The 24,410-nt window shown below is 36.9% G+C and carries 19 protein-coding genes; 11 read left to right on the forward strand and 8 right to left on the reverse strand.

Translation table 11 applies throughout. The features are described from left to right. Positions 1-779: 779 nt before the first annotated feature. Complete coding sequence (locus BUE84_RS06210) at positions 780-1,040, reverse strand: helix-turn-helix domain-containing protein (RefSeq protein WP_047432759.1); 261 nt, start codon at positions 1,038-1,040, stop codon at positions 780-782. Between the two features lie 653 nt (positions 1,041-1,693). On the opposite strand from BUE84_RS06210, the gene BUE84_RS06215 reads away from it, so the two are divergent. The 3 genes from BUE84_RS06215 (at position 1,694) to BUE84_RS06225 (ending at position 8,602) form a co-directional block, all read left to right on the forward strand. Beyond that, positions 1,694-4,687, forward strand: coding sequence for a SusC/RagA family TonB-linked outer membrane protein (locus BUE84_RS06215; RefSeq protein WP_047432755.1), 2,994 nt, complete (start codon positions 1,694-1,696; stop codon positions 4,685-4,687). Between the two features lie 55 nt (positions 4,688-4,742). Further along, on the forward strand, positions 4,743-6,116 hold the full coding sequence (locus BUE84_RS06220) for a RagB/SusD family nutrient uptake outer membrane protein (RefSeq protein ID WP_047432752.1): 1,374 nt from the start codon (positions 4,743-4,745) through the stop codon (positions 6,114-6,116). Positions 6,117-6,199: 83 nt separating this feature from the next. Next, positions 6,200-8,602, forward strand: coding sequence for an alpha/beta hydrolase family protein (locus BUE84_RS06225; RefSeq protein WP_238594377.1), 2,403 nt, complete (start codon positions 6,200-6,202; stop codon positions 8,600-8,602). Between the two features lie 34 nt (positions 8,603-8,636). On the opposite strand, the gene BUE84_RS06230 is transcribed toward BUE84_RS06225, so the two are convergent. The 3 genes from BUE84_RS06230 to BUE84_RS06240 all read right to left on the reverse strand — a co-directional run bounded on the left by BUE84_RS06230 (position 8,637) and on the right by BUE84_RS06240 (position 10,895). After that, positions 8,637-8,909, reverse strand: coding sequence for a hypothetical protein (locus tag BUE84_RS06230; RefSeq protein ID WP_079240898.1), 273 nt, complete (start codon positions 8,907-8,909; stop codon positions 8,637-8,639). Positions 8,910-8,934: 25 nt separating this feature from the next. After that, complete coding sequence (locus tag BUE84_RS06235; protein WP_079240899.1) at positions 8,935-10,455, reverse strand: DoxX family protein; 1,521 nt, start codon at positions 10,453-10,455, stop codon at positions 8,935-8,937. 203 nt (positions 10,456-10,658) lie between these two features. Next, the gene (locus tag BUE84_RS06240) at positions 10,659-10,895 is read right to left on the reverse strand and encodes a hypothetical protein (RefSeq protein WP_079240900.1); all 237 of its coding nucleotides are present in this window, start codon (positions 10,893-10,895) and stop codon (positions 10,659-10,661) included. Between the two features lie 277 nt (positions 10,896-11,172). Between BUE84_RS06240 and BUE84_RS06245 the strand changes: the two genes are divergently transcribed. Together BUE84_RS06245 and BUE84_RS06250 are read left to right on the forward strand one after the other, a co-directional pair. Further along, a complete protein-coding gene (locus BUE84_RS06245) occupies positions 11,173-12,876 on the forward strand; it encodes a helix-turn-helix domain-containing protein (RefSeq protein ID WP_079240901.1) in 1,704 nt (567 codons plus the stop codon). A gap of 46 nt (positions 12,877-12,922) precedes the next feature. Continuing rightward, on the forward strand, positions 12,923-13,768 hold the full coding sequence (locus tag BUE84_RS06250; RefSeq protein WP_079240903.1) for an RteC domain-containing protein: 846 nt from the start codon (positions 12,923-12,925) through the stop codon (positions 13,766-13,768). A 51-nt stretch (positions 13,769-13,819) separates the two neighbouring features. Here the strand turns inward: BUE84_RS06250 and mobC are convergent, their stop codons facing one another. The 3 genes from mobC to mobA form a co-directional block, all read right to left on the reverse strand. Beyond that, positions 13,820-15,820, reverse strand: a complete 2,001-nt coding sequence (gene mobC / locus BUE84_RS06255) for a conjugal transfer protein MobC (protein WP_079240904.1) — start codon at positions 15,818-15,820, stop codon at positions 13,820-13,822. A gap of 124 nt (positions 15,821-15,944) precedes the next feature. Continuing rightward, positions 15,945-17,198: a conjugal transfer protein MobB gene (gene mobB, locus BUE84_RS06260; RefSeq protein ID WP_079240905.1), complete on the reverse strand. Its 1,254-nt coding sequence runs from the start codon at positions 17,196-17,198 to the stop codon at positions 15,945-15,947. Then, positions 17,195-17,629 carry a conjugal transfer protein MobA gene (gene mobA, locus BUE84_RS06265; protein ID WP_079240906.1) on the reverse strand — a complete coding sequence of 145 codons (435 nt, stop codon included), beginning with the start codon at positions 17,627-17,629 and terminating at the stop codon, positions 17,195-17,197. The genes mobB and mobA overlap by 4 nt, the downstream gene beginning before the upstream one ends. Positions 17,630-18,264: 635 nt before the next feature. On the opposite strand from mobA, the gene BUE84_RS06270 reads away from it, so the two are divergent. Genes BUE84_RS06270 through BUE84_RS06280 form a run of 3 tightly spaced genes read left to right on the forward strand, consistent with a single transcriptional unit; the run spans position 18,265 to position 20,055 of the window. After that, positions 18,265-19,032 (forward strand): ParA family protein, encoded by a 768-nt coding sequence (locus BUE84_RS06270; protein WP_079240907.1) that lies wholly within the window; start codon positions 18,265-18,267, stop codon positions 19,030-19,032. A 3-nt stretch (positions 19,033-19,035) separates the two neighbouring features. Then, positions 19,036-19,428: a DUF3408 domain-containing protein gene (locus tag BUE84_RS06275; protein ID WP_079240908.1), complete on the forward strand. Its 393-nt coding sequence runs from the start codon at positions 19,036-19,038 to the stop codon at positions 19,426-19,428. 9 nt (positions 19,429-19,437) lie between these two features. Continuing rightward, positions 19,438-20,055, forward strand: coding sequence for a hypothetical protein (locus tag BUE84_RS06280; RefSeq protein WP_079240909.1), 618 nt, complete (start codon positions 19,438-19,440; stop codon positions 20,053-20,055). Between the two features lie 33 nt (positions 20,056-20,088). Here BUE84_RS06280 and BUE84_RS06285 read toward each other — a convergent pair whose 3' ends face one another. Further along, on the reverse strand, positions 20,089-21,063 hold the full coding sequence (locus BUE84_RS06285; protein ID WP_047432748.1) for a YhcG family protein: 975 nt from the start codon (positions 21,061-21,063) through the stop codon (positions 20,089-20,091). A gap of 187 nt (positions 21,064-21,250) precedes the next feature. Between BUE84_RS06285 and BUE84_RS06290 the strand changes: the two genes are divergently transcribed. From BUE84_RS06290 to BUE84_RS06300, 3 genes are read left to right on the forward strand one after another with little or no spacing between them, the layout of a single operon-like run. Beyond that, positions 21,251-21,556 (forward strand): DUF4134 domain-containing protein, encoded by a 306-nt coding sequence (locus BUE84_RS06290; protein ID WP_045495720.1) that lies wholly within the window; start codon positions 21,251-21,253, stop codon positions 21,554-21,556. A gap of 9 nt (positions 21,557-21,565) precedes the next feature. Next, positions 21,566-21,898 carry a DUF4133 domain-containing protein gene (locus BUE84_RS06295; RefSeq protein ID WP_047433372.1) on the forward strand — a complete coding sequence of 111 codons (333 nt, stop codon included), beginning with the start codon at positions 21,566-21,568 and terminating at the stop codon, positions 21,896-21,898. Beyond that, positions 21,895-24,405 carry a TraG family conjugative transposon ATPase gene (locus BUE84_RS06300; RefSeq protein WP_079240910.1) on the forward strand — a complete coding sequence of 837 codons (2,511 nt, stop codon included), beginning with the start codon at positions 21,895-21,897 and terminating at the stop codon, positions 24,403-24,405. Before BUE84_RS06295 ends, BUE84_RS06300 begins: the two co-directional genes overlap by 4 nt. The last annotated feature ends 5 nt before the right edge of the window (positions 24,406-24,410 follow it).

Raw genomic sequence — 24,410 nt, forward strand, 5'->3', positions numbered from 1 at the left:
TCATAAATATTAAATTTACTTTCCGGAAAACTGTCTTCTATAACTTTTTCTCTAACAAAAGTTTTAACCAATTTACTACATAAATTTAAAATTATAGCTTTTTTATCCAACGAATATTTTCATTTATTAAAAAAATTCTTGGAAATTATAAAATTTTTTATGGATCTTCATTAAGAAATCTATTTGTAATATAAAATACGAGCTGAAAAATCTTTGGCTCGAGGTCTGTTAGTATAATAGTACGACCAAGGCGATTAAATTAATGAAGGTTTAATTTGTAATTGTATGTGAATTTTTCACAAAAGTATCATTGTTATTCGAATGTTGATTACTTAGCCATAAATGTAAAATTCCAATTATAATAAAAGCGTAAGAAATCAATTTCAAAATTATTTCTAAGAATTTTATAAACAGATTTTTCAAAACTCGAAAATCTTTTAATACCTGACTTATTTCTTCGATAAATTTCTGTGGTAGATTCAATATTTTAATATGACTTCTCGAGTAAGGCAACTATTTCCATTATTAAAAGCATATTCATATTAGAGTGATTTTTGTTTGGACATATTAACATCTTAAAAATAATTATATTTAAGAAAACCACAAATATGAAAGCATTAAAAATCTACAGCATAGTACAAACATTGGTGATCTTAGGACTTCATTTAACTAAAAAAAGAATTTAAAGAAACGGAAGAAGTTCTAAAAGAATATTCTGATTGTTATTATGAAGAAATTAGTAATAAAAAAAGAATCCTACCTTCTTTAGATAGGATTTTTTATTCGTCAATCTTATATTTCTTAATATCAAAATCAAAGTCAAAAAGTTCTTTGGGATTAATACCAAAAGCTGATGACATTTTCAACATCGTTTCTATAGTTGGATTGCCCTTACCATTTTCAAATTTATTGTAATTGCTTGAATCAAAATTTGAATTCTGCGCAACCTCATCCATTGAGTTATATTTTGTAGCTCGAATCTTCTTCAAATTTTCTGAAAACTCAAGCATAAATAATCTTAAGACTTCTTTGCTATCCATAAATAATGTATTTATGAGCAATTTTGGATTTTTGATTTAAAAATTCATGGTAATATATCACCATATTATAAATAAAATTACTATATTTGTAAAATAAGTTACAATAAATGTAACTTTGCGATACTTCAAAGAATAATAGAAGCTATTGCTTAGAATCTCGCTTAGAAAACTGGTAATTTACGGAACGAGAGGATAAGTATTAAGCTCACGACCTAGGCGTGGGCTCTCTTATCTGTTCCAAGGTATACCAGTACCCCTAAGCTGATAATGTTGAGTCCCATGCCGTTTTTTTTAATGCAGTTCGCTTTATATCTACATTACAATCTAAGCCCGCTTCCTAAACATAGTATCAGACTACACGATACAATAGGAATGTACAACCTATTGCGGCTTTAAAAGCTTACACGGGAACACAGATTTCATTCATATTAAATTCTTTCCGGTGCCTTGCGGTCACTGATTGCAGAACCTCACCAGTCCTTTTTCATACCAAAGGGCATCAGGAAAGTCTTTATCTAAAAAATGAATCAAAAAAACTACTCAACTTAAAATCAGAAGAAAGAAAAAAGCCCCTTCCCATAGAGTTTGCAGACCAACGGGAAAGAGCGTAGTTCAGTAATTAATCTTTAAAAATTAAAAACCTTTACAAATCTATGAAAAATTCCTATTACCATATAGGAGGCATTTTCTTTGGGCTCATGTTGACCACTGTAAGCATTCATACGAAAGCCCAGACACGCACCATTTCCGGTACAGTAACCTCATCTGGTAAACCTCTCTCAGGAGTTGTAATATCCCAAGAGGGTAGTGATCAGGTAACCATGACCGGCAACAACGGAACCTATACTTTGCAGGTTTCAGCAGAAAATCCCATCCTATTGTTCAGACACCCTGATTATGCTGAAGAACGAATCACAGCCACCAATCAGACCGTCGTTAATATCAGCTTAGAACAAAAAGTAAAGGGAATCGAAGAAGTTATTCTCAACGCTGGCTACTACAAGGTTAAAGACAGAGAAAGAACCGGTAGTATCGCCAAAGTTTCAGCAAAAGATATAGAAAATCAGCCTGTCACCAACGTACTGTCAGCAGCACAGGGAAGAATGGCAGGAGTCAGTATCGCCCAGAATTCAGGAACTCCCGGAGGTGGATTTGATATTCAGATCAGAGGCAGAAACAGCCTTAGGACCCGAAGTAATTCTGTCATTGATGGCAATCAGCCGCTCTATATTATTGATGGTGTTCCGGTAGGTACAGGAATGAGTTCCTCCTATGCCGGAAGTATCCTTCCCAATGCAGACATTAATCCGTTAAACAGCATCAATCCTAACGATATTGAAAGTTTCGAGATCCTCAAAGATGCTGATGCTACTGCCATCTATGGTTCAAGAGGTGCTAATGGAGTAGTGCTGGTGACCACCAAAAAAGGAAAAAAAGGAAATTTAAAACTGACCCTGAACTCTTCCTATGGTCTGAGCCATGCCATTTCAAACCTTAAAATGATGAATACTGCTCAGTATCTTGACATGAGAAAGCAGGCATTTGCCAATAGCAATATCTCTGTCTATCCTGCTAACGCCTACGACATCAACGGAACATGGGATTCCAACCGTTATACCGATTGGAGAAAGGAACTGATTGGTCATTATGCCGCTTTGTCTAATACCCAGCTTTCACTTAGTGGGGGAAGTGAAAATACTAATTTCCTGCTCAGTCTTGGTCATAATGAACAAACCACGGTATTTGGCAGGGATTTCAGGTACAGAACCAATACCATTTCAGGAAATATCAGCCACAGGTCTGCTGATCGAAAATTCAGTTTTAACTCATCCAATATTTTTACAGCAACAGACAATAACCTGATTACCTCTGATGCGACAAGACAGTCGTATATTCTGGCTCCCAATGCACCCGCTCTTTATGATGCGGAAGGTAACCTTAACTGGGAAAACAATACGTTTACGAATCCCGCAGCGGCTTTTGAGAACTCCTATTCCAATAACAATCTGCAATTCCTCAGCAACATCAGTATGGAGTATGAAGCTTTTGACAACTTTAAGCTCAAACTCAATGGAGGTTTAACCTATCAGACTTTTGACGAATGGTCACTTCGTCCGAGTACGGCGTATAGCCCTTCTGCTGGGGCAACACCTCTCAATTCCATGTCTTCAAAATCCAACCAGTACAGACTGTCTATGGTGATAGAACCCCAGATAAGCTGGATGTACAGAGCAGGTAAACATAAATTTGATATCCTGGTGGGAGGTACTTATCAGAGAGATGTTTCAGACCGAGGTGAAATTCAGGGGTCAGGTTTTGAGAGTAATGCCTTTATCTATAATATAGGTGCTGCAATCAATAAAGTCGTCCTTGACCAGATCAGTACTGAATACCGATACGGTGCTTTTTTCGGCAGAATCAACTATCAGTACGATAAAAAATATATTCTCAACATCACTGGAAGAAGAGACGGCAGCAGCCGATTTGGTCCCAATAATAAATACGCCATGTTTGGTGCTGTTGGGGCAGCATGGTTGTTTTCGGAAGAAGATTTTATGAAGAACATCTCATGGCTCAGTTTTGGAAAGCTGAGAGGAAGTTATGGTTCATCGGGAAGTGATAATATCGGGGATTACCAGTACCTTGATACCTTTGCCACGGCTAATCTCATCTATAACGGCAGTACCGGACTGGCTCCAACAAAACTCTACAATCCTGATTTCAGCTGGGAAAGAACCATCAAAACAGAAGCTGCTCTTGAACTGGGATTGTTCAACAACAGGCTTAACCTAAGTGCTGCCTATTACCGAAACCGCTCAGGAAATCAACTGGTAGGCTATCAGCTTTCCTCAGTAACGGGATTCAGCAGTGTACTTGCCAATCTGGATGCTGTTATTCAGAATACAGGATTTGAATTTGAGGCCAGCGGAGAAATTATCAATAAGGGAAATTTTTCATGGAAAAGTTCTTTCAATATCACTATTCCACGAAACAAGCTGATTTCCTTTCCTGGACTTGAAGGTTCATCCTATGCTAATACTTATGTGATCGGACAGCCTGTGAACATTGTTAAACTCTACCAGCTTCAGGGGGTAAATCCCACTACCTTGGTGTATGATTTTACCGATTTCAATGGCGACGGAAAGATCGCATCACCGGATGACAGACAGGTGATCAGAAATCTTGGACAGCAGTTTTACGGAGGACTAAGCAATGAATTACGCTACCGAAACTGGAACTTTTCATTTTTGTTGCAATTTGTAAAGCAGCAGAGCCGAAACTATAACTCAGCAATGTCTTCACCAGGTATTATGGCGAATCTCCCGGTGGAGGCATTGAATGTATGGTCGCCTTCAAATCCCAATGGCCTTTATATGCCGTACCGCTCTACGTCAAATTCTTCGCACAGCCTTTTTCAAAATAGTGATGCCAGTGTTTCTGACGCTTCATTTATAAGGCTTAAGAATGTACAGCTTACCTATAATCTCTCTTTGGACTCAGGTCTTTTCAGGGAAGTAAAACTTTATTTTCAGGGGCAGAACCTCTGGACGTGGACGAAGTTTTTTGGAATTGATCCCGAGATGACCTCTTTTGGATTCCTGCCTCCTTTGAAGACGTATTCATTGGGTATTCAACTTACGCTGTGATGAATGCTTAACGGCAACCAAAGACCGTCATATTATTTAACCCAATACAAAAACAATGAAATCAATATTTAATAGTATAATAATGGCAGTGCTCATCTATCTGATGAGTACCGTTATATCGTGTGAAAAAATGCTGGAAGTGGATTTGCCTGACAATCAAATGTTGTCAGAAACCGTTTTCAGTGATACTCAGACTGCCAACGCCGTATTATCTGGACTGTATGCCGGATTGTGGGAATCATCACCTGTTACGGGAGATCAAAGCGGAAGGCTTTTGGGGCTTTATACTGATGACCTGACCTACTATGCAGTCAATGCCACTAATGGACTGCCCGAATTATCCAATAATACACAGATTGATTCCAACCAGTTTGTCAGTTCGTTCTGGAATGCTGCGTATCAGAAAATATATGTCAGCAATTCCATACTCGAAGGGCTGGAAGGAGCAGATCATATTCCGGCAGCTGATAAAGCAAGGATAAAAGGGGAGACCCTGGTTATCCGCTCTTTGCTCCTTTTTTACGTTCAGCAGGTTTATGGAGATATTCCTTTTCCTGTGACCACCAATTATATGATCAATCAGAGTATTTCAAAAACACCTTCTGCAGAAGTGCTGATGAGAATTGAATCTGATGTGAAGGAAGCTATTGAACTGCTTTCTGATACATACCAAAATAATGAACGCATCTATATTAATAAAAAAGCAGCCCAGCTTCTTCTGGGCAAAGTTCAGATGCAGCAGCTGAAATGGAGTGAGGCAGAAGCCACCTTGAAAACAGTTGTTCAGAGTCCGTTGTATCAGTTTCAAAATGATATCACCAAGGTCTTTCTTAAAAACGGCAGCCATATTATCTGGCAGCTCAAGCCTAAGAACAATGGGGATGCGGTAAAGGAAGCAACGATTTACTATTTTGTCAATGCTGCTCCTACTTCCATGGCACTTTCCACATCTCTGGTCAGCTCGTTTCAGAATGATCTTCGGAAGCAATATTGGATGGGATCTGTTACAGTTGGGGGCAACACCTGGTACAGAGCGGAAAAATACAAAGCAAGGTCTTCCAACTCCACAGAAAATTCCATTGTCTTCAGACTGGAAGAGGCCTATTTACTGTTGGCAGAGGCTCTGGCTCAACAAAATAAAATGTCAGAGGCCCTACCGTTTATTAACCCGATCAAACAAAGGGCAGGACAGCCATTGCTAGGCAGTTCTGTTACACAACAGCAGCTTCTTGAGGAAATCCTTAATGAAAACAGGAAAGAGTTTTTTACAGAAATGGGACATCGATTTCTCGATTTGAAAAGAGCAGGAAAGCTTAATGAACTACAGCAGACCAAACCCAACTGGAAAGATCAACATAAAGTATGGCCTCTTCCGCAACAGGAACTGCTGCTCAATCCCCATCTGAATCCTCAAAATTTAGGGTATTAATGAGAGTATATTGTTTAATTATTCTGCTGTTTTCTCTGCATTGCTTTAATGCACAGAGGTCGATTAAGGAATTGGACCAGTGGATGTCGCGATTCTCAACGATGATAGGTCAGATGAAGGTATCTGATGATCAGCGATTCGTTTTGGTGACTAAAATGTACGCGAATAATTCTGATTCAGTTCTTGTGTTTGACCGCCAATCAGCAGTCATTCCATCCGATACCATTTTAAAAAAGAGCAACATCAGTTTTCTGAACAATTATACGGTCTTTACTTCAGGACCGGGCAGGGCTGAATTAATTGAGCTGAAGTCCAAAAAAAGAGAAATTTATGATAGTGTACAGCGATGCAGTGTCAATGAAACCCTGAAGCAATATGTCATATTGGGTACTGATAAAAACCTGAAAATCTATAATGCCAAAGGAAAAGTACGCCACCATGAGGCGGGAACATTGAACTATACTATTTCGGAGCAGGGACAGGTTTATATTCTTGCTGAAAGTGGAGGATTTCATCAAATATTGAAATGGAATGGAAGCACTATGAAATTGCTTTATTCCACTGCAACTAACATTGTTGCGATGGATCTTTTAGAATCAGAGAGATTTATTGTTGTAAAAGAAAAAATAGATCCCAATGGAAAGATCAGGATCAGATTGTTAAGAGTATCAGACGGGCAGCTGTTTCATAACAACCGGATCAGTCTAGGAGAAGCCCAAAATATGAAATTAACTGAAGCAGGTCATTCTGAAACTTTTTTGATTGATATTTCCGTCAGGAACCTCCCTGAGAAAATTGGAAAACTTGAAATATGGTATGGAGGAGATAAATATCTGCGCAATAAGGACCAAGAGCTGATTGAGCATCAGTATATGGTATGGAATGTTAAAAATAATCAAATTCATTCAATCCCTTCCAAATCAATGCAGGTTTATATAGCGACAGACCATCCACGTTATTTTTGGAGGTATAATGCCAGGGAGGACAATGATTACCGTGGATTTAGAAGCCTGAATGTATATCGATATGACCTTTTAGAAAACAAATCTGAACTTGTTTTTGAGAATGCTTCAGAAATGGTCATAGGAAAAGACAGTCGTTACACCATCGGATTTCTGATGTATAAGAATCAATGGATGGTCTACGATCATCTGTTAAAGCAGACAAAAATGATCGATTATAATGGAACATTAAGCTATCCTATCTTTGTGCCTGATGGCAGTTTGCTCTTTACGGCAGGAGACCGACTGATCAATTATCACCTGGAAACAAGTGTGTTAAAAACAGCATTTAAACAAGAGAACAGCAAAATCAGCTTTTATGAATACAGTGGAAAAATGATTCATCAGATGGAATCTTTTAAGATAACACAACGAACTATTGAAATGTCTCAACCGTTGATGCTGCATATCAGGAGAGAAAATCATAATGATTCCGGATATTATTCTTTTTATAAAGGTAAGCTCAAAGAAATAATGCCGTACAGCAGCAACAGGATTAAAATGTTCTCGCAAAAGGACAAGTATGATTTAATGTATTCGATCGAAGAAAACTACAACATGTCTCCACGGTTGTACAGCAAAAGCAAGTCATCAGGTCAAAAGAAGGTACTTTATACAACCAACCTTCATGATAAAGAAGCGATAGACTTGCAGCAGAATGTTATTTCATACACCAACAGTGAAGGTAAGGACCTGAAAGGAGTTCTGTATTATCCCATCAAATTCGACAAGACAAAAAAATATCCTTTGGTAGTGCAGGTATACAGTATTCAGCATAATGAGTTCAACAAATACCTGTATCCCGCCTGGGGACCCAGTGGATTCAATATTCGACTGCTTCTTGAGAACGGTTATATGGTTTTTCAACCGGACATTGTTTCAGATAACAGGGGGCCGGGAATTTCGGCGCTTGATTGTGTTCATTCCGGATTAGATGCGATTCGGGAAAATGAAAATATTGATTTCAGACGCATGGGTTTGACAGGACACTCATTTGGTGGTTATGAGACCAATTTTATTGCTACCCATTCAGAAAGGTTCGCAGCCTATGTCTCGGGGGCAGGTCTTAGTGATATTATGAATACTTACTTTTCATTTAATGAACTGTTTAAAATAGCAGACTATTCAAGATTTGAAACCGGGCAGTTTTCAATGGGAGTTCCTTTTTCAAAAGATAAGGACCTGTATTATAAAAATAATCCCATCAATTTTATTGAGAAAGTCAACGCACCTGTATTGCTTTGGGCAGGTAAGAAAGACACGAATATTCCGCCAACGCAAACCATGAGCTTTTATATGGGATTATTAAGAAACAGAAAAAAGGTGGTGGCACTGATGTATGCAGATCAGGAGCACACGTTCAAGAAAAATTCCGAAGACATCAGGGATCTTAATACTAAAATCATAGAGTGGTGGGACTATCACCTGAAAAGCCGGAAAGATATAAGATGGATTGATAAAGAAATGAAAAGGGACGCTGAATAGCGTCCCTCATTTAATTAATACTTTATACAATGCACTAAGGAATTTTATAAAGTGGTGTTCCACACATCGTGCCTGAACCGATTCTATGCAGTTCAACGCTGGTATCCAGTGCCCATTCACAGACATCACCGGAAACGATATTGCTGCATTCCTGATCAGCATCCTCACATTTGAACTGACCACCACCTAAGCTAACAATTCTGTAAGCCGGCTCTAAAGCTCGTGTACTCTTCTTTGCCAACATGGTGGCAAAAGCTGACCCTGTTCCCAGTGCTACCAGGATGACAGGAAAAAGAAATTTTTTCATAATAAAAAAATATTTGATTTGCTGCCTACTCTGAAACACGGTTTTCGGCTTCCCCGTTTTTAAAATGTTTTTTCAGGGGCTGGGTAAGTTTATATTGTACCAGCTGATTTCCAATAATTGCGTACAAATGCTCATCGGTGACTCTAAAATCTGACATGCTGTTATTTTTAATATTGTCGATGTACATGCTGCCAATATATTCCTGAGATTCGGTATTATAGATGTCAATAACTTTGCTTTCCTTCCATCTGTTTAAAGATTCATGTCTTCCTCTTAATTGAGCAGGGTTAAATAACAGACCTCTGTATACGATCGCATGCCCATTAACTTTTAGTGCAGGTTTAGACATTTTAGATTTTCCATTGGATAGCGATGTTACTTTAATCTGTGCGATTTTAGTCGTATCAATAGTTCTCCATCTGTGAATAAGTTGCATTGAATGATTCATGACAAGAAACTGGTTTCTATAACTGTAGATATAGCTGACAGTCGGTCTTATAGGATCAGATGAAAGATAGCCGTCAGAATCAAAAAAACCATCCAACTGCTTTTCAAGTAAATCAGGATGCAGTGTCACATGATTTTTGCCATTGTGATTGATTAAAATAGTTGCCAGCGTTAAATTCCTGGTTTGAGATGAGAGGGTGCGAATGGCAATTTTATTACTGTCAATAATTTCAAGCTGGTCAAAGAATGCATCGTTAGAGCTGATTACTTTGCTTTTTACATCACCTAATTTGCCTTTTAATATGATGGGTACATTTCCATCATAGATATAATAATGGTGATCTTTAACTTTAATCTCTATTTTTTTAAATGGATATTTGCTGAGTTCCAGATCAATCTTTGTATTTACAGCTTTCTTTAAAAGTGAATCAACTGCTAATAAGTTTTGAGGGAGGCTTCGGTTAGCTAAGTAAAGCTCTTCATTTTTAGCACCAGCAAAATAAAATGAATGGTTCTCCAGATCCATACTTTTTACTTTTAAAATAGGATGCATCAGAAACCTTCTTGTAAAATTGTTTTCCTGTTTTATAATGTATTCTGACTTAAAAAACAAAACAATGACAAGAATACAACTCAAAATATTGGAAATTCCTAAGATCAATGCTGTTTTACGGTAAGTCTTATGATTTGCTCTTCCCATGATGAGAACAGATAGACCTCCTATAACTACACACAAAATATTAAAAATCAGATGTTCAGTCCATCCCAGTTTTTCCAGGATTCCTCCACATGAGCAGGGAACAAAGTCACTGTAATTTAGAATGAGAAATATATAGATCGTAAATGCTGACATTAAGGCAGTTGATAAGTATAATCCGATTAATCTCCTGCTTGGAAAAGTTAATAACAGTACAATAATTAATTCTACAATAATAACAGCATAAGAAATAATACCTGCATAAGCACTTAGTAAAGGTGACTGAGCAATCTGTACTTGAAAGTTTTCAAAATCAAGCAATTTGCTCACACTTGCATATACAAACAACAGAATAAAAAAGCAGGAAACAGTTTTGATAAAGATATTTTGTACGTTTTTCATGGTATGTCATTATTGGGTTTAACAGACCTGAACCAATCTCCATTTAATCTTCCATCCGCAATATTCAGGCATCGGTTCACCCTTAAAGAGGGTTACAGTTGTTTTGAAATTCCCCATACTTTCCCAGATGCCACTCTTTGGACATGGTAAGCCTGTAACAACTGATATGGAGGTATGAGGAATCATAATTTTATTTGAAGTTTTTAATCTTTGGCTAGCCGCCAATTATCACCGTCTCTGACAGGAGGATCTTTTGTTCCAGGATCTTCAATGACTTCTACGGATTTAGCAGAATCCTGTTTCATTACTAAGCCATTTATTGTGGGCTCTGATTTTTCAATATATTCACTATTTGAAATCATATCTTCATCTCGATGGGTGCAGTTTTGTAGACAAACTGCTGCGATGATTATGCTAAAAAATGGGATAAACTTTTTCATTTTGATAATTTTAATTGGGTTATCCCGGCCGGATTATAGTAGAATTCTGATGTCAAAATTATCCGGCTTATGAGCTAAAAAAAACTGTTATATGGCTCTATTTTAAAATTATTACGTCTCAATTTTAAAATTACTACATGAGAATATCAGAATGTAAGTGGCTGTATTTGCATGTTTTACAGGGTTTTTGCCTTTCTGTTATTTAATTCATTAATATTTGATTTATTTAAAACATAAATGTTTATTTTTGAAGTAGTGAGGTTCTAAATATCAGTCTATGAAAAAGTTTTATTGCTTTCTCATCTTATTTCCTGTTTTTTCACAATTTTTATTTTCACAAAAGAAAGATGAAAAAACTTTCAGTGAAATTAGAAAGCCTTATGAAAAAATGGCAATAGATGACATTCATGCAATGCCTTATGTAAAACTGTACATTGAGAAAGCAAAAAACGAAAATAATTTTTCAAAGCTGATTCAAGGGTATAGAGATGCAAGACAGTTTGACTATAAAAACAAGATGAAGTATGCTGACAGCGCACTCACTGTCAGTTTGCAGCATGGAAGCCAAGATGACATCAGTAAAGAATATTTAAGCAAGGGAATCATCTATTATTTTTATCAAAAAAAATTTAAGCTGGCTTTAAATGAATACATTAAAGCCTATACGCATTCAAAAGGCTCAAAAGATGAGTACCATAGATATAAAGTCCTTTATCATTTAGGAATTGTAAAAAGTCATTTGGGCTATTATGATGACGCCATGAAGCATTTTCTTGAATGTACTTCATTTTACAGGTCAAAGCTGAATGAAAACCATCATGAAAATGAACAGTTTAACTATGAGAAGGCGTATCTCAACTGCTTACATCAATTGACTGTCCTCAACAGATATCTGCATCATTTTGCCAAGAGTGATAGTCTAAGCAATTTAGGTTATCAGCTAACTGCCAATAATAGTGATTTTGTACTTGAAAAAAGCTATTTCCTAAAATGCATCGGAATTTCCAGATTTCATCATAAAGATTATGTTGGTGCTCAGGATCACTTGCAAAAATCTTTACCCAATATTCTAAAGAGAAATGATTTCGCCTGGGCTTCTGTAGTATATTATTACCTGGGTAAAACATATGAAGCACAGGATAATGTAAATAAGGCTGTAGGATGTTATAACAAAATAGATTCTATTTTCAATAAACATGATTTTATACTTCCAGAGGTCTATAAGAGTTATCACTATCTTATCGATCATTATAAAGATAAAGACCTAGAAAAGCAACTGTACTATACCAATCAGCTTTTAAAAGCTGACAGTTTAATCAGTAAAGATTTTCCCTATTTATCTTTGAAACTTCATAAAGATTTTGACCGACGTACACTGATGGATGCAAAAGAAGAAATCGAGAGATCCAGTACTAAAAAAATAGTATTGGCTCAGATACTGATTGCTTCAGGAAGTGTAGTTCTTGGTTTTTTTATTGTCCGGTATCGAAGAGATCAAAAGATAAAAAAACAATATCAGCTTCTTCAAAAGAGAATTGCTGAAGGAAGATATAATATGAATGATATTTTAAGAGAAGAAATGATAGAACTGCCTGTAAGAAAGACTTCTCTTACCCCGGAAATGGCTTTAGAAATAAAAGAAAAGCTTCAGAAGTTTGAGCAGGAGCAACATTTCAAAAAGAAGGGGATTACACAGAAAAGTATTGCTTTAAAGCTGGGAACCAATTCCCACTATCTTTCGGTTTATATTAATGAACAAAAAGGGATTAATTTTAATAAATACATGGCTGAACTGAGAATTAACTATATCACTAATTTACTTAATACCAACAGTAAATATTTGAATTATACTATCGAGGCGCTGGCTGATGAATGCGGTATAGCGGCACGCCAGAACTTTTCAAATCTGTTCTTTGATATCAATGGGATCAGACCTACTGATTATATAAAGAATCGAAAAAAGGAATTGGGTATTAGTTGATTAAGTCGTGCTTTAGGTAATTTTTGTAAATTCCTTAAAAAAGGACATGGTAACAAAAACTATTTTTAAAAGGGCTTCGAAGTTATTGGAGGATCTGGATCTAAAGATTAACGAAGTCAATGCTGACGGAAATGATCTGATTAAAATTTCAGAAAAGGTATTACTTATTATTGATGAGTCGATAAGGAAATTAAAACTTTTGGTTTCCAACCATCATTTTGATCATATTGCTGAAGAAGTATTCTTTTTTAAAAAACTGAAACCGCAGTTTATCTCAAAATTTATTTATTATTCAGCAATACTGGATATTGAATCTCATAAGCCGGCTGCCGGAAATAAGACCTTAAAAAAATATTATGAAGCAGAACAGGAAAAATTGAAAGGCTTTTATTTAGAGCATTCTGAATTTTACAGTTACTATAAACGGGAAGCAACCTATCTTGATCATAAAATATTTGTTCGCAATTCCTACGACCTAAAAATGAAGCTATCATCCGGATTTTATAATTATGATCCGAGTTTTACAACTTCCCACGATCATATGATCGCCAGATTTATTTCCAATGAGCAGTTCGATCAGTATTTAAAAAAGCAAATTGAAAATTCGAATGATAACTTTACGGCAAAAGTATTTTCTCCTTTGAGCTGGTCGGGGTCAAAGGTTGGTCTTATAGAGCTTATTTATGCGCTTTACCAGATGCGTTGCTTTAACGGTGGTAATATAGAGTTAAGCGAAGTGATAAAATTTACAGAAAAGTCATTGGATTGCGATTTAGGTAACTTTCATAAAACCATCTTTGAAATCCGTAACCGAAAACAAGGACCAACCAAATTCCTTCAATTGGTGAGTGACAATTTGAATCAATATTTTATGAACAGCGATGCTGAGTAACATACATATAAATAGAAACCTCAAATACCACACGATTTGAGGTTTCATTCTTTAATCCGATTTCAATAAATGCTGTAAATCAGGATCATTTTTTATCCGATCCATCTCATTCGTGATGATGCTAAGAATATCAGTCTTAATTTCTCTGTAATTCTCCCGGATCTGTTTGGTCATCGAATCATTCCCATCTTCATCAATAAAGGATCGGATCGGTGGTATTTGCTGAAAGCTTTTCATTTCTTGAGAAAGCTTAATATTGTCTACGATAATCTCGGAATGAAAAATCTTCTGCTGAATCCTTTCATCAAAGTTATCAGATACAGCACCGACAAAAAATCCCTGGGTCAGGGTAGAGATCTTCGAAGCAGGTATCAAACTGTCCAATTGGGTAGAAATAGAGGTGGAAGTATCGTTCCTATTGATGGATATACTCTGTCTTTTTTGAAGTATTTTTCCAAAACGGTCAGATAAGATTTTTGCTGTTTCCCCAACCACCTGACCGCTGAAAATATTGCCGACCGTATTCTGAATGACTTTACTTTCCTTATCTCCATAGTCTCTTGTCAACTGAGAAAAATCCTGGAATCCAAGACATACGGAAACTTTATTACTTCTGGCAGTAGCAATTAAATTATCCAGTCCTCTGAAATAAATGGTAGGCAACTCATCAATAATCACCGAACTCTTCAACTGTCCTTTTTTATTAATTAACTTAACAATTCTCGAATTGTACAGCCCAAGAGCAGCAGAATAAATATTCTGACGATCAGGATTATTTCCTACACACAGAATTTTAGGCTCATTGGGATTATTGATATCCAAAGAAAAATCGTCTCCGGTCATTACCCAATACAATTGTGGTGAGATCATTCTAGACAAAGGAATCTTAGCCGATGCGATTTGCCCCTGCAATTGATCCTGGGCACCCCCTTGCCATGCATCCATAAAAGGAGATAGGTAGTTCTCTAATTCAGAATAAGAGGTTAATATCGTAAAGACTTCTTCATATTTTTTGTTCAACAGCTCAATAGCGTGTGGAAAAGTGCAGTATTTACCGTTCTTATATATCTTAAGAAACCATATGATGGCAGCTAGCAGTATGATAGGACTCTCAACAAAGAAATCGCCCTGTTTTTGTATCCAGCTTCTGTTCAGGTTTAACATAATGGTGTAGGCAGCTTCATATGCATCCGATATATCCGTCATAAAATCGGGATTTAAAGGATTACATCGATGACTTTTTCTTGGGTCGTCAAAGTTGATGATATAGAATTTCGGCTTTACGATATAAGCATCAGAATGATTGAGAAGATGGTTATACGCAATAGTAGACAAATCATCGAATTTAAAATCATAGATATACATGGAAAATCCTTTTTCGATATGTTGTCTGATGTAGTTATTTACCACGGCATAGGATTTTCCTGAGCCTGGAGTTCCTAAGACAATGGTGGCACGAAAAGGATTCACCACATTAATCCATCCCTGATGCCACTTCCCTTGATAATAGAACTGTGTAGGAAGGTTAACAGAATATTCATTATAGAGTAATTGGGTTTCCTGCTGAAAGCTTTCATTCTCATTGTTAAAAACATCGGTCATTAAGTTTGTTTGGAGTAAACGGCCTATCCAGACTCCTGCCTGCATCAGGAAGATGTATCCGGAACCGGTAGATAGAATATAAAGTACAGGAGTAAAGCTGTTGGCAGATTGTAAGAGGATTGCGTTTAAAAAGAATAAGACAAAACCAATAGAAAAACCAATACTAATTTTTTTCCAAGTGATCTTTTCATTTTTGACTCCCTTTGTTCCGAGGCAACTCAAAGCCAGTAAAACTATTGCGAACAGCTTAGAATAAATAGGTTGAGAAAAAAGGCCTGCGGTCTTATTAAAATTATAAAGAATCTTATTGATGAGTTCCAGTGTCCATTGTTGATGTGCAAAAAATCCATAACAAAACCAGTACAGATGCATTAGAACCATAATAATACTGACCGCTCGCATAAACGCCATGATTTTGGCAAGTCCTCTTAAATCGTCTTCACCCTGCATATCAGATTTTAGACGCATAAATACAGGATTGCACATTCTTAATTATGAATGTGCCGTTGCAAGAATACAATGGCTGACTTTGGCTGTTTGAGCATCGTTATAAGACCGTTTTTGCAAAAGAAGATTATTTTTTTCTTCTTTTTCTTTGTTGCTTTTTCATTTGTGATTCAAAAATTTGTTTCTCCTGATCCTCATTAGGACCTGAAGATAATAAACCGCTAAAAAATCCGTCAAAAACTCCGCTGATGCTATTCGTAAGAAATTGTTGTGTGCATATTTCCTGAGATAAATTAAAGTGATCATTATGATCGTATTTTGTTTCAGGCTTTGTTTCTACATCATTCCATAGTTTGTTGAATGCGTTGGCTGAAAGCTCTTTACTCAACTGTGAGCCATTCCAAACAGATTTGGAGTTATGGTCTATGAATGTAATTCCGTAGATCCTTCCCTCATCATTCTTTCGTATGACCGTAGCGATTCCCTGTTCCAAAAGTTGAGACTTAAAAGAAGCTTCCGATTTACTCGTGCTGAGAGCGGTTTCAATAGTTCTTTTAAGAATGAATTTTGAAGGATTATTTTTCATTTTTACTTTTGACTTCTTGATGAGCACCTGAATATTTTCTACTCCTACATGCTTACCAAAAAGAGATGATTTAAAAGGGGAACTTATTTTTTTTCCATTTTTATCTGTAGCAAAATAGACCATTCCTTTTCTCATTTTTCCATGCAGTTCTCCAGTAACCTCTTCACAGGAAATATTGAATTGAGAGAGTAAAGCATTATATGCACCTATACTTTGAAAGCTGTAGGTTTGAGGAATATGTCGTAGTATCGAGGATAATTGTGTTTTGATATTCCCCTTAGTATAATCTATAGGTTTAAAAATAGAGTTTTGACTTAAATTTCTGTTCTCACCAGCAACTTTTAAGTTGTATTGTTTTTCCAATTTTCTGCAAGTTTCCATTGATCGGGAATGATCATAGCGATCTGATATTTTCTTTCCATCGATCTGGACACAGGTGGTCACAATATGAATGTGCGTTCTGTCAATATCAGTATGTTTAAAAACAACATACGGTTGATTTCCATAACCCATTTCCTGCATATATTGCTGGGCCATTTCCCGATAATCTTTGTCATTAACCTTATCTTCAGGATCAGGATTAAGTGAGATATGTATTACCGGTTTTTCAGTTTTGTTATTGGCAATCAAATAGGGTTCAAAGTACTGATGAAAAAATTTAACCGAATAAGGTCGATCCCACAAATCAGGAATCTTATTAGTGAATAAAACCGTTCCTTTTTCGTTATCCACCTTCTGTTGATTGTAGGTAAGAGCACCCCATAGGTTTTCACCTTTTCCAATTTTAGCGATCATTTTTCAGAATTTTTTTGAATATGGTTTTGTTCAAATTCTTTGGTGAGTTCTATAATCTGCTTACCAATTAAAGCTAGTTCTCTGGTATGATTTTCCAGTTTAAAGAGATAGAAAGACGCTTTTTTCTCCGTGAAGTTTCGGTATAAAATTTTTACAATCTGATTATAATTGTTTCCAATCGACTGGAATTGGTAGAAGAATTTGGTCAATTGGGTATGATAATCTATTGTTGAAATATCAACTTTTACAATTTTTAATTCTTTCTGAAATAAAATTGTTGTAATAAATTTCGCTTTGTTACTCATTCCGGAAACCTCATATAAATTTAAAAACTTTATATTTTCCTCATCCGTAAGTCTAAATACATATCTGTTTTTACTTGGATTCATCTTGGGCTTACGCCCGCCTTTGCTTTTTTTATTTACATCCATCGCATTTAATTTAATATTAGTAAAATCACGACTTTGGAGTGGTTTTTAAAGCCCCAGCCAGGGCAAGTTGTTTTGAGGCACGAAAAAAGTTATGAGGCACTCAAAACATAACTTGCTCCTTTCAGGTGAAAGGAAATTTCAGTAAGAAAATATATTTAATACTTTAAAGCATTAAAAACAGTCCAACTCCAAAAAACTCCTTAGTCTTATGAAACAAAGTAAACCAGAATCATTTGTAGGGACAATATTAGAAAGAAAGTCAAAGACAGTCACTTAAAGCCAAAAACGACCATTAAGAATATTTCGAAGAAGAAATCGTATTCATTTGTATCAGATTGAGGGCGGGATTTCCTGACTGCAGATCTGATAGAAATCCTGAACAGCAGAACCCTTGCATGTCAGCCTTCCGGAATTCCGGCCGTCAAGATAGTCTCTGTGAAAGATAGTCTTCAGGAAAGCAATTTTTCAGGATTGCAGGATGAATGGCATTCAGCCAGAACTGATTGAAGTCAATACAGCTTTAGGGAATTCCGTCCAGTAGCACTGAAAGCTGTACAGGGAACCTGATATATGTATTGCCCAGGGGCTGTCAATCAGTCTTTCGTCCCAATTATGTATAACCAAAATCAAGCAAAATGAAAACAAAAAAGCAACCTACCATTATTGCATTTTCCACTCAAAAAGGAGGGGTAGGAAAAAGCACTTTTACATCACTTCTAGCAAGTATTCTTCATTATCGGATGAGGTATCATGTTGCCGTTTTTGACTGTGACTTTCCACAGTACAGTTTACTCCAGATGAGAGAGCGGGATTTAAAAATGGTGATGCAGAATGAGATTTTAAAAAAGATCGCTCACAAACAATTTACGAGTATTAATAAAAAAGCATATCCCATTTTCCAGAGTAAAGCCGACCAAGTTTTAGAGGATATAGATGCTTATGTTGAAGGATCTGAAACAATTCCTGATGTTATATTTTTAGATCTACCGGGAACTGTGAATACCGCCGGGATTTTAAAAACTTTGACGAAAGTCCATTATATTTTTTCTCCCATTACTGCGGATCGTGTTGTGCTGGAAAGTACGTTAAGTTTCACCCATGTTCTGACCAATGTATTGATGAAAGAAACTCAAACGGGAATCCGGGCAGTCCATCTTTTCTGGAATCAGGTGGATGGAAGAGAACGGACGTTGCTCTACAAAAACTACAGTAAAGTGATTTCAGATTTAGGGCTGCCACTTATGGAAACAAGCATTACAGACAGTAAAAGATTTCGGAAAGAAGGGGAGTCGACATCAAAAATGGTTTTCAGATCAACATTACTGCCTGCGGATCTTAAGCTGCTGACTCAATGCAGGCTGGATCAATTTGTAGAAGAATTTTTAAGAATTGTAAAACTATAAATTATGGAACAGGACAATAACAATGAAGAGAACGGTATCGATGAACAATATCTGATGTCCATTATGGCAGGAAGTTCCCAGAAAGAAGTTTCTGTACAAAATGCAGATTCCCAAAAACAGAGAGTTGTAACAAAAAATAAGTTGAATACTAAGAAATCCTCAGATATAAGCTATATGGAGCAGTTTCTTACTCATCATACCATGACTAAGCGGGGTGATAAAAGTATCTATATCCGTCCTGAATATCACGAGCGCCTCTCACGCATTATTCAAATCATTGCCGATGACCAGATTTCTCTGTATGCTTATCTGGATAATATACTGGCGTATCATTTCGAAATGTTTGAAAAGGAAATTACTGATGATTTCAATAAAAAATACCGTCCCATTTTTTAATATCATTTTATGGAAAAAATAATCATTATAGCTTTATTAATCGCTATCATTCTAATTCTTCTCGATAGAAGATTCCCAGTCAATGTCCGTACGAAAGATAGGGGTAATACTAAGAAAAGTCCTCCACCTATAATGGGAGATATTAAGCAAACAAAAAGAAAAGGTTGGTCAGTTGAAGCCACTGAAAGCCACCTTGAATTTACTTCATTAGCAGAAGATAATTTTGAATCAGAAACCAGAGACGGGAAAGCTGAAGATGTAACCGAGAATAAAAATCTTGATGATATTCTAATCAAGGATAATTGGGGGCAGGAGGAAGAGGATTGGAAGTATCAGGACTCTAATATCGAAAGCGGGTTTGCTACAGGGGTTACCTTTCAGGAATTGAGTACTGCGGGTCAGCTGTTACAGCGGAAAATGCTGGAACCTGATTTAGAACAGCAAGCAGTTGCTATAATTCAAAAAATTCATGGGACCGAGCTTTTTGATCTTTTGGAGAATTCGTTGGGGGAGGCTTCGAAGCGTATTTCAAATTTGTTAAGTCAGAGCATTTCGAATGATGTTGAAGGCATATCTTCCAGTTACAAAGATGGTGTTGAAGGTTTCGATATTGGGGAGTTTGTTTAGGCAAATTCCCCTTTTGTTATTAAGAAGTTTCAACTAAGATCTGTTATCAAACAATTCATGCAGTTTTTTCTGCAGAACCTTTTTGTCGGGAAGCTGCGTTTTGTATTCAGAAACCATTGTCGGAGAAAGACTTCTACTCAGCGCATATTCTACTACTTCGCTGTCTTTGTCTTTACAAAGCAGTACGCCGATGCTTGGATTTTCGTTCTGACGTTTAACATCCCTGTCCAGCGCTTCCAGATAAAAGTTAAGCTGACCCAGATGTTCTGGTTTGAATTTATCTGCTTTCAGTTCGAAAGCGACAAGGCATTGCAGCCCCCTGTGGAAGAATAAGAGATCGATATAAAAATCAGAATTTCCGACCTGTACTTTGTACTCTTCGCTGATAAAAAGAAAATCCCGTCCTAACTCCAGGATAAAATTTTTCATCTGCTCAATTAAACCTTTTTGGAGATCATTTTCATTGAATGTTTCAGGCAGATTTAAAAAGTCAAATACATAGCTGTCTTTAAATGTATTGACTATATCAGCGTTAGTTTCTCTCAACACTGTCGAGAGTTTTGAATTTCCGATCATCGTTCTTTCAAAAAGGCTGCTGGATATCTGTCTCTCTAACTCCCTGAAGCTATAATTTTCCTGTTTGGTCAACTTGATATAAAATTCCCTTTCCTCGATTGATTTACATCTGGAGAATATGGACAGATTATGAGACCAGCTGATTTCTCTCAACAGTGTTGAGATTTTTGGAAATTCCTTGTAAGTCTCATAAAACTGCTTCATTCTCCAAAGATTCTTATCCGAAAAACCTTTTAGTTCAGGTTCATGAGTCTGGATAAACTGAGAAAGTTCTTTAACCACAGATTGTCCCCATTCACTCAGCTCAACCTTTTTGCTGATATACTCACCAATATTCCAGTATAGATTGATGAGTTCCTCATTGACTTTTCTTATCGCATTGTTACGAGACTGTTTGATGAGCTCAATAATATCTGTGAACCTTTTATCCATGATTTCTCTTTTTTGAAATTCCTTACAAATTTACAATTAATTATACAGGAATTCTGACTGGCGCACGGTTCTTTAACAGCCAAAAGATTCCATCCACTGCCATTCCTGTTATTGAGTATCTAGACTCGGACATCTTTGTCTTCAAGCCCGTAAAGTGCGGGTTTCATAATCAAAAAATCTATTCATTATGAAAAAACAAAGAAAAAAATTGCTGTATGCTGTTTTAACATTGGTAACAATTAATTCGGTATTCGGCCAAGGCAATGGTTCAGCCGGAATCAATGAGGCTACACAGATGGTCACTTCTTATTTTGAACCCGCTACACAATTAATTTACGCCATCGGTGCAGTCGTCGGACTCATCGGAGGCGTAAAAGTCTATAACAAGTTCAGCAGCGGTGACCCTGATACCAGTAAAACTGCTGCCAGCTGGTTTGGAGCATGTATCTTCTTAATTGTTGCCGCAACCATTCTTCGCTCATTCTTCCTTTAAATGACGGTTATGAATATCTATTATATCAATAAAGGAATAGGACGGACGGTAGAGTTCAAGGGACTTAAAGCGCAATACCTCTTTATCTTCAGTGGAGGGCTCTTAGGAATATTGATCTGTGTCATGGTTATGTATATGGCAGGTGTCAATACCTATCTGTGTTTAATTCTCGGAGGAATCAGCAGTGGACTTCTTACCGGGCAGACTTTCGCACTGAATAGAAAATACGGGGAACATGGTCTGATGAAAATGGGTGCTCAAAAAAAGCATCCAAAATACATCATCAGTCGAAAGAGTATTTATCGGTATTTGAAATCTAACCGTAAAAGAACAGACGTATGAGAAATTCTTCCAAAGCAGCAACCTTGGAAAGCAAATTTCCACTGCTTGCGATTGAAAATGATTGTATCATTTCAAAGGACGCTGATGTGACCATCTGCTTTAAGGTCAGACTCCCCGAACTGTTTACCGTTGCTTCCGCTGAGTATGAAGCCATGCATTCCGTTTGGTTTAAAGCGATTAAAACATTACCGGATTTCACCATCGTTCACAAACAGGACTGGTTTATGAAAGAAAACTACAATCCTGATTTGTCACAAGAAGACCAGAGTTTTCTTTCCAAATCATTTGAAAGGCATTTCAATGAAAGACCCTTTTTAAATCATTACTGCTACTTGTTCATCACAAAAACCAGTAAGGAGAGAATAAGGATGCAGAGCAATTTTTCTTCTCTCTGTAAAGGCAAGCTGATTCCAAAAGAGATTAAAGACAAAGAAATCATTGGTCGTTTTCTTGAAGCGGTCGATCAGCTGGAGCGGATTATGAATGACAGCGGTTATATCCATCTGGAAAGGATGACAGAAGATGAGATAGCAGGAACTTCCGAGAGGTCAGGACTACTGGAACAGTATCTGACTCTATCCCGTGAAACCCATCCGTCATTGCAGGACATCAAATTAGGCTCAGAAGAAATGAGAATTGGTAACAACCGGATTAGTATGCATACCCTATCGGATACGGAGGATTTGCCAGGTACTGTCTCATCACATAGCCGTTATGAGAAATTAAGCACCGATCGCAGCGACTGTCTTTTATCATTTGCTTCTCCGGTGGGACTTCTGCTCAGTTGTAATCACATTTATAATCAATATCTGTTCATTGACAATAGTGAAGAGAACCTTCGCCAATTTGAAAAATCTGCAAGGAATATGCACTCTTTAGCAAGATACAGCAGAGCCAATCAGATCAATAAGGAATGGATTGAAAAGTATTTAAATGAAGCACATTCATATGGTCTGCAATCTGTTCGTGCTCATTTTAATGTGATGTCATGGTCTGACAATTCTGCTGAATTCAAGCAGTTAAAAAATGATACGGGGAGTGCGCTAGCCTTAATGGAATGTAAGCCCCGTCATAATACCACGGATACAGCTACCTTATATTGGGCAGGAATTCCCGGTAATGCAGGCGATTTTCCTAGTGAAGAGAGCTTTTACACATTCATCGAACCTGCTTTGTGTTTTTTCACAGAAGAGACCAACTATCAGGATTCACCATCACCTTTTGGGATCAAGATGGCTGATCGCCTGACTGGAAAGCCTATTCATTTGGATATTTCAGATTTGCCGATGAAACAGGGGATTATTACGAATAGAAATAAGTTTATCCTTGGTCCATCGGGCAGTGGTAAATCATTCTTCACCAACCATATGGTGCGACAGTATTATGAGCAGGGAGCGCATGTCCTTCTTGTAGATACCGGAAATTCCTATCAGGGATTATGTGAACTCATTAAAGGTAAAACCAAAGGAGAGGATGGAGTATATTTCACCTATACAGAAGACAATCCTATTGCTTTCAATCCATTCTATACCGATGATGGAATCTTTGACATCGAAAAAAGGGAGAGTATCAAAACCTTGATTCTGACACTATGGAAAAGAGATGATGAACCACCGATTCGTTCAGAGGAAGTGGCTCTGTCCAATGCTGTAAGTGGATACATTGAAGTGATAAAATCTAATGACCTGCATCCTTCTTTCAATGGATTCTATGAGTACATCAAAGATGACTATCAGAAAGTATTGGAGCAAAAGAAAGTCAGGGAAAAAGACTTTGATATTGCCAACTTTCTCAATGTGCTTGAACCTTATTACAGAGGAGGGGAGTATGACTATCTGCTGAATTCAGAGAAGCAGTTGGACTTGTTATCAAAGCGTTTCATTGTCTTTGAAATCGATGCCATTAAGGATCATAAAATTCTGTTCCCTATTGTGACCATTATCATAATGGAAGTCTTCATCAATAAGATGCGAAGGCTCAAAGGAATCAGAAAACTGATCCTCATCGAAGAAGCCTGGAAAGCCATTGCCAAAGAAGGTATGGCAGAGTATATTAAATACCTTTTCAAGACTGTAAGAAAATTTTTCGGAGAAGCCATTGTGGTGACTCAGGAAGTCGATGATATTATCCAGTCACCCATCGTGAAAGAAAGTATCATTAATAATTCAGACTGTAAGATCCTTCTCGATCAGCGGAAGTATATGAACAAATTCGATGACATTCAGGCAATGCTGGGATTAACGGATAAAGAAAAAGCTCAGGTACTTTCTATCAATATGAATAATGATTCACGAAGACTTTACAAGGAAGTTTGGATTGGATTAGGTGGAACGCACTCAGCAGTCTATGCGACTGAAGTTTCTACCGAAGAGTATCTAGCTTATACTACTGAAGAAACAGAAAAAATGGAGGTGATGAACCTTGCATCAGAACTTGATGGCAATGTAGAACAGGCCATCAAGCGGATTTCTCTCAAGAGAATCAAATCGAACACAAAAGACAATTAAATCAT

The organism is Chryseobacterium indologenes, assembly GCF_002025665.1.
GTDB lineage: Bacteria > Bacteroidota > Bacteroidia > Flavobacteriales > Weeksellaceae > Chryseobacterium > Chryseobacterium metallicongregator.

What these genes read in the sequence shown, in the direction of transcription:
- BUE84_RS06210 (WP_047432759.1), bottom strand. Translation starts at nt 1,040, where the DNA reads ATGGATAGCAAAGAAGTCTTAAGATTATTTATGCTTGAGTTTTCAGAA.
- BUE84_RS06215 (WP_047432755.1), top strand. Translation starts at nt 1,694, where the DNA reads ATGAAAAATTCCTATTACCATATAGGAGGCATTTTCTTTGGGCTCATG.
- BUE84_RS06220 (WP_047432752.1), top strand. Translation starts at nt 4,743, where the DNA reads ATGAAATCAATATTTAATAGTATAATAATGGCAGTGCTCATCTATCTG.
- BUE84_RS06225 (WP_238594377.1), top strand. Translation starts at nt 6,200, where the DNA reads ATGTCGCGATTCTCAACGATGATAGGTCAGATGAAGGTATCTGATGAT.
- BUE84_RS06230 (WP_079240898.1), bottom strand. Translation starts at nt 8,909, where the DNA reads ATGAAAAAATTTCTTTTTCCTGTCATCCTGGTAGCACTGGGAACAGGG.
- BUE84_RS06235 (WP_079240899.1), bottom strand. Translation starts at nt 10,455, where the DNA reads ATGAAAAACGTACAAAATATCTTTATCAAAACTGTTTCCTGCTTTTTT.
- BUE84_RS06240 (WP_079240900.1), bottom strand. Translation starts at nt 10,895, where the DNA reads ATGAAAAAGTTTATCCCATTTTTTAGCATAATCATCGCAGCAGTTTGT.
- BUE84_RS06245 (WP_079240901.1), top strand. Translation starts at nt 11,173, where the DNA reads ATGAAAAAGTTTTATTGCTTTCTCATCTTATTTCCTGTTTTTTCACAA.
- BUE84_RS06250 (WP_079240903.1), top strand. Translation starts at nt 12,923, where the DNA reads ATGGTAACAAAAACTATTTTTAAAAGGGCTTCGAAGTTATTGGAGGAT.
- mobC (WP_079240904.1), bottom strand. Translation starts at nt 15,820, where the DNA reads ATGCAGGGTGAAGACGATTTAAGAGGACTTGCCAAAATCATGGCGTTT.
- mobB (WP_079240905.1), bottom strand. Translation starts at nt 17,198, where the DNA reads ATGATCGCTAAAATTGGAAAAGGTGAAAACCTATGGGGTGCTCTTACC.
- mobA (WP_079240906.1), bottom strand. Translation starts at nt 17,629, where the DNA reads ATGGATGTAAATAAAAAAAGCAAAGGCGGGCGTAAGCCCAAGATGAAT.
- BUE84_RS06270 (WP_079240907.1), top strand. Translation starts at nt 18,265, where the DNA reads ATGAAAACAAAAAAGCAACCTACCATTATTGCATTTTCCACTCAAAAA.
- BUE84_RS06275 (WP_079240908.1), top strand. Translation starts at nt 19,036, where the DNA reads ATGGAACAGGACAATAACAATGAAGAGAACGGTATCGATGAACAATAT.
- BUE84_RS06280 (WP_079240909.1), top strand. Translation starts at nt 19,438, where the DNA reads ATGGAAAAAATAATCATTATAGCTTTATTAATCGCTATCATTCTAATT.
- BUE84_RS06285 (WP_047432748.1), bottom strand. Translation starts at nt 21,063, where the DNA reads ATGGATAAAAGGTTCACAGATATTATTGAGCTCATCAAACAGTCTCGT.
- BUE84_RS06290 (WP_045495720.1), top strand. Translation starts at nt 21,251, where the DNA reads ATGAAAAAACAAAGAAAAAAATTGCTGTATGCTGTTTTAACATTGGTA.
- BUE84_RS06295 (WP_047433372.1), top strand. Translation starts at nt 21,566, where the DNA reads ATGAATATCTATTATATCAATAAAGGAATAGGACGGACGGTAGAGTTC.
- BUE84_RS06300 (WP_079240910.1), top strand. Translation starts at nt 21,895, where the DNA reads ATGAGAAATTCTTCCAAAGCAGCAACCTTGGAAAGCAAATTTCCACTG.